The sequence below is a fragment of the Rhizobium sp. YTU87027 genome, from assembly GCF_050644135.1.
In the GTDB taxonomy this organism is placed as follows: domain Bacteria; phylum Pseudomonadota; class Alphaproteobacteria; order Rhizobiales; family Rhizobiaceae; genus Rhizobium.
Genome location: NZ_CP098441.1, coordinates 258801 through 272239, shown reverse-complemented (window position 1 = coordinate 272239; position 13439 = coordinate 258801). Strand labels below are relative to the sequence as shown.

10 protein-coding genes and 1 pseudogene are annotated in these 13439 nt (G+C 59.6%); 4 read left to right on the top strand and 7 right to left on the bottom strand.

Annotated features, from left to right (window positions below; genetic code table 11):
- Positions 1 to 86 precede the first annotated feature (86 nt).
- From NBG89_RS20115 to NBG89_RS20105, 3 genes are read left to right on the top strand one after another with little or no spacing between them, the layout of a single operon-like run.
- A complete protein-coding gene (locus tag NBG89_RS20115; protein WP_431323898.1) occupies positions 87 to 989 on the top strand; it encodes a carbohydrate ABC transporter permease in 903 nt (300 codons plus the stop codon).
- On the top strand, positions 986 to 1813 hold the full coding sequence (locus NBG89_RS20110) for a carbohydrate ABC transporter permease (protein ID WP_431323897.1): 828 nt from the start codon (positions 986 to 988) through the stop codon (positions 1811 to 1813). The genes NBG89_RS20115 and NBG89_RS20110 overlap by 4 nt, the downstream gene beginning before the upstream one ends.
- A complete protein-coding gene (locus tag NBG89_RS20105) occupies positions 1810 to 2880 on the top strand; it encodes an ABC transporter ATP-binding protein (protein ID WP_431323896.1) in 1071 nt (356 codons plus the stop codon). Before NBG89_RS20110 ends, NBG89_RS20105 begins: the two co-directional genes overlap by 4 nt.
- Before the next feature lie 42 nt (positions 2881 to 2922).
- Here NBG89_RS20105 and NBG89_RS20100 read toward each other — a convergent pair whose 3' ends face one another.
- From NBG89_RS20100 to NBG89_RS20090, 3 genes and pseudogenes are all read right to left on the bottom strand, one after another.
- Positions 2923 to 3954 carry an aldo/keto reductase gene (locus tag NBG89_RS20100; protein ID WP_431323895.1) on the bottom strand — a complete coding sequence of 344 codons (1032 nt, stop codon included), beginning with the start codon at positions 3952 to 3954 and terminating at the stop codon, positions 2923 to 2925.
- A gap of 49 nt (positions 3955 to 4003) precedes the next feature.
- Positions 4004 to 5902, bottom strand: coding sequence for an ABC transporter ATP-binding protein (locus NBG89_RS20095; protein ID WP_431323894.1), 1899 nt, complete (start codon positions 5900 to 5902; stop codon positions 4004 to 4006).
- A gap of 11 nt (positions 5903 to 5913) precedes the next feature.
- Positions 5914 to 7718: pseudogene (locus NBG89_RS20090) on the bottom strand (ABC transporter ATP-binding protein).
- A gap of 451 nt (positions 7719 to 8169) precedes the next feature.
- On the opposite strand from NBG89_RS20090, the gene NBG89_RS20085 reads away from it, so the two are divergent.
- A complete protein-coding gene (locus tag NBG89_RS20085) occupies positions 8170 to 9576 on the top strand; it encodes an FAD/NAD(P)-binding protein (RefSeq protein ID WP_431323893.1) in 1407 nt (468 codons plus the stop codon).
- On the opposite strand, the gene NBG89_RS20080 is transcribed toward NBG89_RS20085, so the two are convergent.
- The 4 genes from NBG89_RS20080 to cyoB are packed head-to-tail and all read right to left on the bottom strand — an operon-like array spanning position 9577 to position 13404.
- The gene (locus NBG89_RS20080; RefSeq protein WP_431323892.1) at positions 9577 to 10332 is read right to left on the bottom strand and encodes an SURF1 family protein; all 756 of its coding nucleotides are present in this window, start codon (positions 10330 to 10332) and stop codon (positions 9577 to 9579) included.
- A gap of 45 nt (positions 10333 to 10377) precedes the next feature.
- The gene (gene cyoD / locus NBG89_RS20075; RefSeq protein ID WP_431323891.1) at positions 10378 to 10779 is read right to left on the bottom strand and encodes a cytochrome o ubiquinol oxidase subunit IV; all 402 of its coding nucleotides are present in this window, start codon (positions 10777 to 10779) and stop codon (positions 10378 to 10380) included.
- Positions 10776 to 11396 carry a cytochrome o ubiquinol oxidase subunit III gene (gene cyoC, locus NBG89_RS20070; RefSeq protein ID WP_431323890.1) on the bottom strand — a complete coding sequence of 207 codons (621 nt, stop codon included), beginning with the start codon at positions 11394 to 11396 and terminating at the stop codon, positions 10776 to 10778. Before cyoC ends, cyoD begins: the two co-directional genes overlap by 4 nt.
- A 4-nt stretch (positions 11397 to 11400) precedes the next feature.
- Positions 11401 to 13404: a cytochrome o ubiquinol oxidase subunit I gene (gene cyoB, locus NBG89_RS20065; RefSeq protein WP_431323889.1), complete on the bottom strand. Its 2004-nt coding sequence runs from the start codon at positions 13402 to 13404 to the stop codon at positions 11401 to 11403.
- Positions 13405 to 13439: the final 35 nt, after the last annotated feature.

The window sequence follows — 13439 nt, the reverse complement described above, 5'->3', positions numbered from 1 at the left end:
TTGAGAGGAGGGTGCCGGAGGGCATTCAGAAAATATGGACATTCGAAGCATATCGCGTCGAATGTATCGGTCAGGAGCCTTGGAGTATGAGCACTGTTGTCAGCGGAATAAGAGACGGAAAGGGGTTTGACGTCACACTCGCAGCGATTCCGTTCGCATTTCTGTTTTTCCTGTCTTTCCTGCCACTTGTCTACAATGTGCTGATGAGCCTGCAACAGGTCGATATGTTCAGTCTCGCGCAGGTCTTCCGCCCCTTTGTCGGCTTGAAGAACTATCAGGAGGTGTTCGCGCGGCCCGAAGCCTGGCTAGTGATGAAGAACACCGTCGTCTTCGTCGTAGCATCGATCGCCGGACAGTTCCTGATCGGCTTCGGGCTTGCGCTGTTCTTCTGGATCGGTTTTCCCGGATCGTCGTGGCTGCGCGGCCTGTTTCTTGTTTCGTGGGTGATGCCCGGCCTCGTCGTCGGCGCGATCTGGAATCTGATCCTGTCGGGCGATTTCGGCGTCCTGAACTACCTGCTGAAGAGCCTGTCGATCACAGATGCCAATATTTTCTGGCGCTCAGATCCGGCCTATTCGCTGTGGGCGGTGATTATCGCCAATATCTGGCTCGGCGTGTCCTTCAACATGATCCTGCTTTCTGTTGGTCTCTCCTCCATTCCCGGCGACCTCTACGAGGCGGCCGAACTTGACGGCGCCAATGGTTGGCAGCGCTTCTGGACCATTACGCTGCCGATGATGCGTTCGACGATCGGTGCCGTCATCTCGCTCGGCATGATCTTCACGTTGCAGCAATTCGATCTCTTTGCGGTTATCACATCAGGCGGCCCGAACAATTCCTCCAACGTGGCGCAATACTGGGCGTGGCTTTGGTCCTTCAAGGAATATGATTTCGCCAAGGGCGCGACGATTTCAGTGGTGATGATCATCGTCGTGATGATCGCCTCGGTCATCTATGTACGTTCGACCCGGCATGAGGTGCGCGGATGAGCGAGGCCATGAAGTACCGTCTGCTTTTCGTGATTGCCATGGTGCTGGCAATCATCTACCTCTTCCCGCTCTACTGGATGTATTTGAGCAGCCTCAAGACCACGTCGGACATGTTCGCGACGCCGCCGACTTTCCATGCCAGCCATCCGCAATGGCATGTCTATGGTGACGTCTGGTTGGGCTTGAACATAGGCCGCTACATCTGGAACTCGGTGGTGATCGCCACCGGCAGCGTCGCGCTGGTGACGATACTGGGCACCGGGCTTGCTTATGTGCTGGCGCGCTATCGCAACATCTGGATCGATATCGGTCTTTTCCTCGTCCTGATGCTGCAGGTCTTGCCCGCCTCGCTGATGATTACGCCGATTTTCGTCGGGTTTTCGCAGATTGGCGTTCTCGACTTCCCACGCTTTGCTGTAATTTTGGCGACAGCGGCGAAAACCATGCCCTTCTTCGTGGTGCTTGTGCGAGCCACGTTCATGAGCGTGCCCCAGGAACTCGAGGAGGCGGCGCTGGTCGACGGAAATTCGCGAGTCGGCGCTTTCTTCAACATCGTCCTGCCACTGGCGCGCAACGGCATCCTGGTCGCCGCGATCCTGATCTTCATGCAGGCCTTCGGCGAATTCGTCTATTCGAAGTCGATGATCCAGAACATTGAACTCCAGCCGTCGAGTGTCGGCCTTTACTCCTTCATCGGCCCAAACACCAGTGAGTGGAACAAGATCATGGCTTTCGCGGCGATGTATGTGACGCCGATCCTCGCCATCTTCGTTCTTCTACAGCGTCGGATCGTCTCCGGCCTGACTTCCGGAGCTTTGAAATGACCACACAGATCGAATTGACCGGCGTCAACAAGCATTACGGTGCCTACCATGCGCTGAGGGATATCAACCTTACGATCCCAAAAGGCAGTTTCGTGGCACTTGTCGGTCCGTCGGGCTGCGGCAAATCCACGTTGCTGCGGTCGCTGGCGGGGCTGGAGAAGATTTCCGAAGGCACCTTGCAGATCGCCGGCGAGGTAATGAACGACATACCGCCGCGCAAGCGTGACATCGCCATGGTGTTCCAGTCCTATGCGCTTTATCCGCATATGACTGTGGCCGAAAACCTGACCTATTCACTACGCATGCGTGGCGCATCGAAGGATGAAGCGAGAAAGAAGGCGGACGAAGTGGCGCAAATAACCGGTCTTACCGGACTGCTCGACCGCTATCCACGTCAACTTTCCGGCGGTCAGCGCCAGCGCGTCGCCATGGGCCGCGCGATCATCCGGCATCCCAAGGCCTTCCTGTTTGACGAGCCGTTGTCCAATCTCGATGCGGCCCTGCGCGTGTCGATGCGCAAGGAAATCCGCGCGCTGCACGACCGGCTCGGCGCGACGTCGGTCTATGTCACCCACGACCAGATCGAGGCGATGACCATGGCCGACCATGTTGTCGTCATGCGCGAGGGCGTGATCGAGCAGCAGGGCAAGCCGCTCGACCTCTACGACAGGCCCGCCAACAAGTTCGTTGCAGGTTTCATCGGCTCTCCGGCCATGAACTTCATTCCGGCTGTCATTGCGGAGGACGGCAAGAGCCTGACAATCGATCTCGGCAGTGTGAAGCAGAAGATCGCGATCGACCATCAAGTCCAACCCGGCCGCAAGGTCACCGTTGGCCTTCGTCCGGAGCATATCGGGATCACGGCCGCAGGGCAGGGCACGTTCGACGTCCCGGTAGCCGTAGTGGAATCGACCGGTTCATCAACCTTCGTCACCGCGGCGACCACACCCGAACTGACGATCGTCGAGACGGGCCGAGGCATCGCACGGGCACGCGAGACGATTGGCGTGACAGTCGATCCCTCGCAGCTGCATCTTTTCGACGACACGAGCGGCGTCCGCCTTTGATCAATACGGCGGCCGAGCCAAACCCGGCCGCCGCAACTGCCCTTATCGTCCGCCTTCAATCTTGCGGCTCCGCTGGTTGGTGCCGCCGGCGCCATAGGGGTAGTCGGCCACATGCGGCCGGCTGACGTCGCTCAGCTTCCTCATCTCTTCTTCTGACAGGACAAGCTTTGCCGCAGCCAGATTGTCGGCGAGCTGCTCGCTCGTTCGCGCTCCAACGATAACCGAAGTCACGGCGGGTCGCGCTGCCGTCCAGGCAAGTGCAACCTGCGCCATGCTGACGCCACGCGCCTTGGCGATGGCCTCCACCGTCTCGATGATCGCCCAGGTCCGCTCCTGCGCATTCCGCTGGGCATAAGATTCCATGCCACGGTTCGGGTTCTCCCCGAGACGGGTCGCGCCCGTCGGCATTTGGTCGCGCCGGTATTTGCCCGTCAGCCAGCCGCCGCCAAGCGGTGACCATGGCAAAAGGCCCATGCCGGCATCCTGGCAGGCAGCCACGATCTCCAGCTCGATGTCGCGTACTAGCAAATTGTACTGCGGCTGCAGCGTCACCGGCCGCGTGTAGCCCAGCGCCCTGGCAATCTCGACGGCCTTGGCGATCTGCCATCCGACATAGTTGGAAAAACCGTAATAGCCGATCTTGCCGGCGCAGACGGCATCATCGAGAAAGCGCAGCGTCTCCTCGATCGGGGTCAGTGCGTCCCAGGCGTGCATTTGATAGAGATCGATGTGGCCGACGCCAAGGCGCGCAAGCGAGGCGTCGAGCGCCTGATTCAGGTGGCGACGTGAAAGGCCGATGTCGTTCGGACCAGGCCCCATCGGAAACCGCCCCTTGGTCGCGATCACGGCTTGTTTGGCTTCCGTCGGCCGTGCCTTGAGCCATCTGCCGATGATCTCTTCGGACATGCCAGCGCTGTAGACATCGGCGGTGTCGATGAAGTTTCCGCCCCAGGCGAAATAATCGTCGAGCAGCTTGTGCGATGCAGTTTCGTCGGCCTCCGCGCCGAACGTCATGGTGCCGAGGCAGTAGGCGGTGACGACTGCACCGCTATGGCCAAGCTTGCGATAATCCATGGAAGATCCTCCTCTTCGAACAGTGGCGTTGCTTGGAAAGGTTTTGGTCCTATGTCGCCGAACCGTTCGCCGTGGTCTCTTCGAACACGGCGTCCGGAATATCGTCGAAGGACGCGTAGTTCAGGTTGTAGAGCCGCGAATAGAGCTTGCGGTTCTTCATAAGCTCCTGGTGGTTGCCGCTCTCGATCAGCTCACCATTCTGCAGGACGATGATACGGTCCGCCTCCCTGATGGTTGCAAGGCGGTGAGCGATGACCAATCCGGTGCGGTTTTCGAGCAGCTTGACGAGCGCCTTCTGGATCAGCATCTCCGTATAGCTGTCGATATTGGCAGTTGCCTCGTCGAGCACCAGGATCTTCGCGTCGGCGACCAGCGCGCGGGCAAAGCTTAGCAGCTGACGCTGGCCGAGCGAAAGATTGCCGCCGCGCTCGCCGAGCATGCTGTCATAACCCAGCGGCAAGCGCATGATGAAATCATGGGCGCCGACCGCCTTGGCCGCCTCGATCACCTGTTGGCGGGTCGCTGCCGCCTTGTGATAGCGAATGTTCTCGAAGACCGTGCCCGTAAACAGGAATGGCTCCTGAAGAACCATGGCGATCTGGCTGCCGAGCGAATCCTGTGTCAGATCGCGCACATCATACCCGCCGACCAGCACCTGGCCTTGCTGCACGTCATAGAAACGGTGAATGAGCGACATGCAGCTCGACTTGCCGGAACCCGTCGGCCCGACAAGGGCAACCGTTTCGCCCGGGTTCACCTTGAAGCTCACATGCTTCAAAACGGGGTGCTTGGGATGATAGCCGAAGACCACATCGCGAAACTCCACCGAGCCGTCCATGTCGGCGGCAAGCTCCTTCGCATTTGGCGCGTCCCTGATCTCGACGGGAACATCCAGGACTTCCGTCAGTCGCTGACCGGAGGCCATGGCACGCTGCATCACCGAATACTGTAGCGTCAGTGAACGGATCGGGTCGAAGAAGCGCTGGATGTAGAACAGGAAGGCGACGAGCACGCCGACATCGAGCGCCTGGTTGAGAACGCGCGCACCACCGACGACAATGACGAGCGCCATGGCAACACCGGTCAGCGAGTCCACGATCGGCACCATGACCTGGGCGTAGCGCGCTGCCGTCAGATGCGTCTTCAGGTTTGCCTTGGCCTTGTCGTCGTAAAGCATGAAGTTGACGCCCTGGCGGTCCATGCTCTGGACGGCGCGCACGCCATGGATGGCTTCGGCCAATGCCCCGTTGGCAACGGAATTGGTCTCATGCGCTGCCATGAAGGATTTTCGGGCCAGTGGCAGCCAGAAGAGGCGGACGACAAAAAGGATCGGCAGGACCGAAAGCGTCAGAAGACCGAGCTTGAAGTCGAGGTAGAGCATGACGAAGACGATCCCGAACAGCAGTGCGATATCGCCCACCGACAGGACCGATGTTTCCAAAAACTCCTGCATCGAATTGACGTCGCCCTGCAGACGCGACATCAGGCGCCCGACCTCGGTCTTGTCCATGAAGGAGAGCGAGACCCGCTGCAGGTGGGAAAACATCGCCTTGCGAATATCGAAAAGAACCTCCTCGGCGACGTTGCCGACCAGCGTTTCCTGCCAATAACTGGCGCAGTAGTTGATCAGGATCGCAGCGAGAAAGGCGATCATCGCCCATGTCAGCGCTGAACGACGTCCGCCCGGCTGCATCCCGTGATCGATCGCGTAACGGATGATCAGCGGGATCAGCAGTTGCATAGCCGTGAACGTCAAAACCGCGGCGACCGACAATAGAACCTGCCGGCGATAGGGGTGCACGAACGCCCAGATGCGTTTGATGATGTTGCCGTCGAAGGCCTTGCCGAACATCTCCTCCTCGACGCGATGGGAGCCGACGACCGCGCGTGGTGGCCGGCGTCCATCCTCGCGAACGTCGGAGCGTTCGGTTTCCAGTTCCTCGGCCATATTCTTCCTCCCTAGGCGCTGAGCGCCTCGCCCGGCCGCACCTGCAGATCGTAGAGCGCCTTGTAGCGTCCGCCCTGAGCCAGCAATTCCTCGTGGGTGCCACGTTCGACGATTTCGCCGTTTTCGACGAACAGGATCTGGTCAGCATGCATCAGCGAGCTCAAGCGGTGTGCGACGATGATCGTCACGCGATCGGCCGCATATTTGCGCATTGCCGTGCGGATGCGCTGTTCGGTCGCCGCATCGATCGCCGCTGTCGAATCATCAAAGACCATGACGGTGGGTTTCAGCATCAGCACGCGGGCGATCGACAGACGCTGGCGCTGCCCTCCCGACAGCGACACACCGCGTTCGCCCACGACCGTGCCATAGCCGGTCGGCAGACCAAGCACGTAATTGTGCAATTGAGCACTTTCGCTCGCGCGCTCGATGCGGCTTTCCTTTGCCCAGGGGTCCCCGTAGGCGATGTTGTTTTCGATCGAGGTGGTAAACAGGAAGGAATCCTGCTGGACAACGGCAACCGCCCGACGAAGCGACTGCAGTGTCGCCTTGCGGATATCCTGGCCATCAATGGTGATCTTGCCCTTCGTGACCTCATAGAAACGCGGGATCAGATGGGCAAGCGTCGACTTGCCGCTGCCCGGCGGCCCGACAATGCCGATCGTCTCGCCGCGCTTAGCCTCGAAGGAGACACTGCGCAGCACCTCATGCATCGGCGAACTCGGATAGGAAAAGCTTACGTTTTCGAAGCGAAGCGTGCCGTCGGTCAGCGCCAGATCCCTGGCGTCAGGTGCATCACGAACGGCAATTTCGAGGTCGAGCAGGTTGAACAGACGGGTGCCGCAGGTCGAGGCGCGTGCAAAGGCATTGACCATCAGGCCAAGCTGACGGACCGGCATCTGCAGGATCGTCATGAAGGTTAGAAACGATGCGAGCGTACCGACAGTAATTTCGCCGGACAAGACCTTGCCGCCGCCGATCCAAAGCACGAGACCCATGGCTGCGAAGAAGGAGAAGGTCATCGCGCTGGTATTGCCGACGCGGATACCGACGCGCTGATGAGCAAGCGAAAGGGCGTTCTTCGACGCCTTCTCGAACTTCGTCATCTCGTGCGCCTGGGCGGCAAAGGCCCGCACCACGCGGATACCACCGAGATTTTCCTCCATGATGCGCGTCAGCACCGACAACCGTTCCTGCAGGTCGAGCCAGGTCGCGCGCAACCGCAATTGCGTGACCGAGGAACGCCAGGCAACGAAGGGCACGAAGCTCAGGGCGAGTAAGCCGAGGATAACATCGGTGGAGAGCAGCATGTAGGCGCCGATGCCGATCAGCATGGTCAGGAGCACCATGCGCACCAGCGCCGTTGAGAAATACATACCACACCTTCGAGGTCGAGCAGACCGACGGTAATCAGATCGCCCGAGTGGACACTGTCATGAAAACTGAAGGAGAGGCGCTGGATTTTCTCGTAGCAGGCAAGGCGCAGCTCATAGCCCAAATGGTGGCCGACGCTCTCGCTGTAATAGTTCTGGATCATCGTGAAGATGCCGCGCAGGACACTCGCACCGAGCAGCATCAGCGCCGTCGTCAGCAGCGCCTCCTGCGCGATTTGTCCCGCCTGTCCGCCTTCCATCGCCAGTTGCGTGTGATCGACGGCCCGGCCGAGCAGGCGAGGGATCATCAACTGGAAAGTGGAGGCGACAAGGGTTGCGCCAATGGCAAGACCAGATTGCCAGGGATGGCGAAACGCCATGACGGTAATGCGAACGAGCGTGAAGAGGCCCTTGCCCCAGCCTGCCGCGGTCACCTTCGCCATCGAAGCCGACGGCGTCGTCGCACGTGTTAAAGCATCACTGCTCACGGTAATGTTCCAAGACAGAAGTGTGGTCGGACGCTGGTCCGGAAAGGCGGCGAATCCATGAAGGGATTGGTTAGCGCCCTTACCTTTGCCGATTCCTTTCGGCCCTTCAAGTCAAGAATTCACCAATTGGTTATTTTATCGTGAGCCCGCAAGGACGAAGAAGAGACGCCATTGCAGCCTTATTGCGCCTCAAAATATCCCAGCAATTTCCGTTTGTTATCGTCGGAGTACCATAGTGTCTGAGACAAATGGCTTGCCTAAACCGTCTTTTGGAGCTTTGATACACGACCAGTTTGATAGACTAATAGGCGGTTCAAAACCGCGTGAACCAGCTCAACGCGCGATCGATGTTTCCCGCGTTGAAACCAATCGAGACACGATGCGCATGGGTCGCAGGGGAGTTGAGATGACGGTTCAAGGCCTGTTTTCTTCGAAGTCAGCGGCGGCGGCACAGATCTCCGCCATGCCACGTTTTGCCATAGTCGGGCGCGGCTTTTCCGGAATGATGACGGCGATCGCGCTGATGAAGACGGTGCATACGCCTTTTCATCTGCAGCTCTTCGACCCCAATTCTTCGGTGAGCGGCGGGCAGGCGCTCTCGTCGGCGCGTGCCTCGACGATCCTCAACACACGCGTTCGCGATCTTTCCGTTTCCGCCGGCGATATCGACGACTTCAACGATTGGCTCTGTAGCAACGCGGAATTCCGCGCCGCCGTACCAGCGGCAATTCCGGGGTTCCGCCAGATCTTCGTGCCGAAGGATATCTTCAGCGACTACGTTTACCAACGGTTTTCCGAGGCGCTGTCCTCCCGCGCAGATATCACCGTTCAGGTCTGCCCCGAACCGGTTGTGGCGATTCGAAGAAGCCACGGCAACCGCTTCCTGCTCGAAAGTGCCAATCCCGCCAATCCGTTGTTCGACACGGTCATCCTGGCCACCGGCTACGGCCTGCCCGAAGTCGAAGCCCCCCAGCAAGAGCTGTCGCACGTGAGAGCCCAGCGTCTGATTGCGCGCCCCCACACGGTTCTCCTCGGCAGCGGCATCAGGGTCGTCGATCAGCTCCTGCAATTACGCGATGCCGGCTACACGGGTCAGGTTACCATTCTTTCGAGGCATGGTTTCCTGCCGCAGAGCCATACGCCGAACTCTGCCGATCCGGTTTTTCCAGCAAGCGCTCTGCCGTCAAATCTTCCCGACATCCTGCGCTTCATCCGCAGCGCCTGCCGACAGGCAGAGAAGGAGGGCCGAAGCTGGCAATCGGTCATGAACGGATTGCGCAAACACGCCCGGTCCTTGTGGCGTGCGCTGCCTGCCCATCAGAAGCGTCAGTTCAATCGCCACTTGCGGGCCGTCTACGACAGCCACCGCAACCGATTGCCGGAGGCCATCTATGCGCGCCTTCAAGGCGAATTGGCCAACGGCAAAACGGTTCTTCGCCGAGGCGTCGCCGGGCGACAAGGTTTAAGCGGCCTCTTTTTCCGGCCAGCCGGCGCGCAGTCGGACGAGATCGTTAACGCCGAGCGTATCCTGGATTGCCGCTGCCGTGGGCCACAATTGACTTCACAGCTGCTTGCCAGCCTGCTCGGCGCAGGACTGGCGCTGCCGGATGAATTATCGCTCGGCCTCGCGGTCAATCAGCGCGGCCAGCCTTGCCTGGATGATGGGTCTGTGGTTGAGGGCCTGTTTGCCGTTGGCCCGCTTGGCCTTGGCAGCCTGCCTGACATCGACCTTGTTCCCGAAATCGTCAACCAGGCTTACGCTGTTGGAGACCATATTGCCCAGCGTTTCTATGCCCGGAGCAAGGCGATCTGATCAGGCCCGACGGGCCCGCATTTCTCCGTGAACGACGAAGACAAGCAGTCCGGCAGCCATGATCGCCAGCGCGAACCAGGTCATCGCGTAAACCAGATGGTTATTGGGGAAGGCGATCTGCGTCAGCCCGCCAACCGGAAGGCCGCCCGGATTTGGCGTCGCATCAGCGTCGACAAAGTAGGGGGCAACATCGGCGACATGGCGGCGATCGGCGATTGCCGCGACATCGCGTGAATACCAGCGATCATCGGCCGGATCGTTGGATCTGATCAGGGTGCCTTTCGGCTCAGTGATCCGCAACAGTCCGGTGATCTTCACCGGGGTCGCAATCTGCCCTTTGCTGCGTGTCGCTGGATCGCGCCGGTCCGTCGGAACGAAACCGCGGTTGATCAGGATCGAGGTGCCATCGGCGAGCTTGAGCGGCGCGATCACCCAATAGCCGGCACCGAGCGTCGTCGACGCATAAATCAGCGTTTCCTTGTCGTTTTGCAGGATGCCTTCGGCTGTCACATGACGATATTCGTCGGCGCCGCGGGTGACCTGTCCCCATTCGGCGCGCGCCGGAGCCGGAACCGGAACCTGATGGACGCGCTGATCAACGCGGGCGATCAGATCCTCCTTCCACGACAGCCGTTCGACCTGCCAGACACCCAGCGAAACCAGGGCAGCAATCAGCACCACCATGAGGCCGCAGAATATAGCGAGCCTTGCGGCACCATGCTGTCTTCGCGCTTTTTCGGAGGGGACGTCGGCCATGGCCCGAACCTTGGCGGGCGGCGTGACCGCCGCCCGCTCTTGCCTTCAGGGCATATTCTTCATCATTTCCGGGCTCATCGGCATCATGTTGGTATTCAGGTGATGCATGACCCAGAGGGAGCCGGCGAGCGCAATGGCGACGAGCAGCAGCGTGAAGATCAGCGCCATCATCGTCCAGCCGCCCTCCGATCGCGGGTTCATATGAAGGAAGAAGATCATATGAACGACGATCTGCACGGCTGCGAGCCCCATGACCCACGCGGCCGTTATCGACGGATTTTCGAACACGCCGGCCATGACCAGCCAGAACGGGATCGCCGTCAGGATAACCGACAGCACGAAGCCGATCATATAGCTCCTGAAGGTGCCGTGGGCCGCCTCGTGTCCGTGGCTGTGGCCGTGATGGGCTTCGTGAGCGTCTTCGGTTGCGGGTGCATTGGAGGTCATCCGAGAACTCCCATAAGGTAAACGAAGGAAAAGACGCCGATCCAGACGACGTCGAGGAAGTGCCAGAACATCGACAGGCACATCAGGCGGCGGCGATTTTCCGGGATCAGACCGCGCAGCTGCACCTGCACCATCAACGTTATCAGCCAGACGATGCCGAAGGTGACGTGCAGACCATGCGTGCCGACCAACGTGAAGAAGCCGGACAGGAAAGCGCTGCGGGTCGGACCCGCACCCTCGTGGATCAGGTGCCCGAACTCAAAGAGTTCAATCCCAAGGAAGGCCAGACCGAAAAGGCCGGTAATGGCAAGCCAGAAGAGGGTGGCGCTCTTTTCCTTCCGTTCCATCTGCAGCATCGCAAAGCCGTAGGTGATGGACGACAGAAGCAGCATCGACGTGTTGATCGCCACGAGCGGCAGATCGAAGAGATCGGCCGGTGACGGTCCGGCCGCGTAGTTGCGGCCGAGAACGGCGTAGGTGGCAAAAAGCACCGCGAAGATGAGGCAGTCGCTCATCAGGTAGAGCCAGAAGCCCAGCATCGTGCTGCCTTCCGGATGGTGCTCCTCGGTCAGGTAGAATTCAGGCTTGCTGGCCTTGTCGATGACAGTATCGCTCATGGTCTTACACCTGCTCGGCAAGCAGCGCCGTGCGCTTGCCTTCCGTTTCGGTGACTTCCTCGGCGGGGATGTAGAAGTCGCGTTTGTAGTTGAAGGTATGGCCGATCGCGACCGCAATCATGGCGACGAACGACAGCAGTGCCAGCCACCACATGTACCAGATGAGGCCGAAAGCCAGGCCGATGCTGAGTGCGCCAAGGATGACACCTGTCCCGGTGTTCTTCGGCATGTGGATCGGCTTGAAGCCCTCCAGCGGGCGGGCATAGCCGCGCGCCTTCATGTCGTACCAGGAATCATGGTCGTGGACGACAGGCGTGAAGGCGAAGTTGTAGTCCGGCGGCGGCGACGAAGTCGACCATTCCAGCGTACGCCCATCCCACGGATCACCAGTCGTGTCGCGCAGCTCTTCGCGCTTGAAGAAGCTGACGACCAGTTGGATGATGAAGGAGGCAATGCCGATCGCGATCAGGACGGCGCCAAAGGCGGCGATGATGAACCAGATCTGCAAGGACGGATCCTCGAATTGCGACACACGGCGGGTCACGCCCATCAGGCCGAGCACGTAAAGCGGCATGAAGGCGAAGTAGAAGCCAATCAGCCAGAACCAGAAGGACATCTTGCCCCAGAACGGATCGAGCTTGTAGCCGAACGCCTTCGGGAACCAGTAGGTGACACCAGCCATCAGGCCGAACACGACGCCGCCGATGATGACGTTGTGGAAGTGAGCGATCAGGAAGAGCGAGTTATGCAGCACGAAGTCTGCGGGCGGAACAGCCAGCAGAACGCCGGTCATGCCACCAATCACGAAGGTCACCATGAAGCCGATCGTCCACAGCATCGGTACTTCGTAGCGGATGCGTCCCCGATACATCGTAAACAGCCAGTTGAACATCTTTGCTCCCGTCGGGATCGAGATGATCATCGTGGTGATGCCGAAGAAGGAGTTGACGCTGGCGCCCGAACCCATCGTGAAGAAGTGGTGCAGCCAGACGAGGTAGGACAGGATCATGATCACGCAGGTGGCGTAGACCATCGAGGCGTAACCGAAGAGGCGCTTGCCGCAGAAGGTGGCAACGACTTCCGAGAAGATGCCAAACGCCGGCAGCACCAGGATATAGACCTCCGGGTGACCCCAGATCCAGATGAGGTTGACATACATCATCGGATTGCCGCCGAGATCGTTCGTGAAGAAGTTCGTTCCCGCATAGCGGTCGAGCGACAGGAGCGCCAGGGTCGCCGTCAGAATCGGGAAGGTCGCGACGATCAGGATGTTGGTGCAGAGCGCCGTCCAGGTGAAGACCGGCATCTTCATGAAGCTCATGCCGGGTGCACGCATCTTCACGATGGTCGCAATGAGGTTGATCCCTGACAGGGTCGTGCCGATACCGGCCACCTGCAAGCCCCAGATGTAGTAGTCGACACCGACGCCCGGGCTGTAGGCGGCTCCCGACAGCGGCGGATAGGCAAGCCAGCCGGTTTGGGCGAATTCGCCGACGAAAAGCGAGATCATGATGATGATCGCGCCTGCGGTCGTCATCCAGAACGAGAAGTTGTTCAGGAAGGGGAAGGAAACGTCACGTGCGCCGATCTGTAGCGGCACCACAAGATTCATCAGGCCGGTAACAAACGGCATCGCCATGAAGAAGATCATGATGACGCCATGGGCCGTGAAGACCTGGTCGTAGTGATGCGGCGGCAGGTAACCGGCCGATCCATTGAAGGCAAGCGCCTGCTGCAAGCGCATCATGATGGCGTCGGAGAAGCCACGCAGCAGCATGATCAGTGCCAGGATGACGTACATGATGCCGATCTTCTTGTGATCGACGCTCGTCAGCCATTCACGCCAGAGATAACCCCAAAGCTTGAAGTAGGTAACAACACAAAGAAGCGCGATGCCGCCAAGGGCTACGGCGGCGAAGGTCGCGACCAGGATCGGCTCGTGATAGGGGATCGATTCTAGGGTCAACCGACCGAAGACGAACTTCAGGAGGTCAGGATTGGAAAACATGGATTAACCCGTTCATTGATGTCGTATCGACGCAA

What these genes read in the sequence shown, in the direction of transcription:
- cyoC (WP_431323890.1), bottom strand. Translation starts at nt 11,396, where the DNA reads ATGAGCGATACTGTCATCGACAAGGCCAGCAAGCCTGAATTCTACCTG.
- cyoD (WP_431323891.1), bottom strand. Translation starts at nt 10,779, where the DNA reads ATGACCTCCAATGCACCCGCAACCGAAGACGCTCACGAAGCCCATCAC.
- NBG89_RS20100 (WP_431323895.1), bottom strand. Translation starts at nt 3,954, where the DNA reads ATGGATTATCGCAAGCTTGGCCATAGCGGTGCAGTCGTCACCGCCTAC.
- NBG89_RS20110 (WP_431323897.1), top strand. Translation starts at nt 986, where the DNA reads ATGAGCGAGGCCATGAAGTACCGTCTGCTTTTCGTGATTGCCATGGTG.
- NBG89_RS20105 (WP_431323896.1), top strand. Translation starts at nt 1,810, where the DNA reads ATGACCACACAGATCGAATTGACCGGCGTCAACAAGCATTACGGTGCC.
- NBG89_RS20095 (WP_431323894.1), bottom strand. Translation starts at nt 5,902, where the DNA reads ATGGCCGAGGAACTGGAAACCGAACGCTCCGACGTTCGCGAGGATGGA.
- NBG89_RS20085 (WP_431323893.1), top strand. Translation starts at nt 8,170, where the DNA reads ATGACGGTTCAAGGCCTGTTTTCTTCGAAGTCAGCGGCGGCGGCACAG.
- NBG89_RS20080 (WP_431323892.1), bottom strand. Translation starts at nt 10,332, where the DNA reads ATGGCCGACGTCCCCTCCGAAAAAGCGCGAAGACAGCATGGTGCCGCA.
- cyoB (WP_431323889.1), bottom strand. Translation starts at nt 13,404, where the DNA reads ATGTTTTCCAATCCTGACCTCCTGAAGTTCGTCTTCGGTCGGTTGACC.
- NBG89_RS20115 (WP_431323898.1), top strand. Translation starts at nt 87, where the DNA reads ATGAGCACTGTTGTCAGCGGAATAAGAGACGGAAAGGGGTTTGACGTC.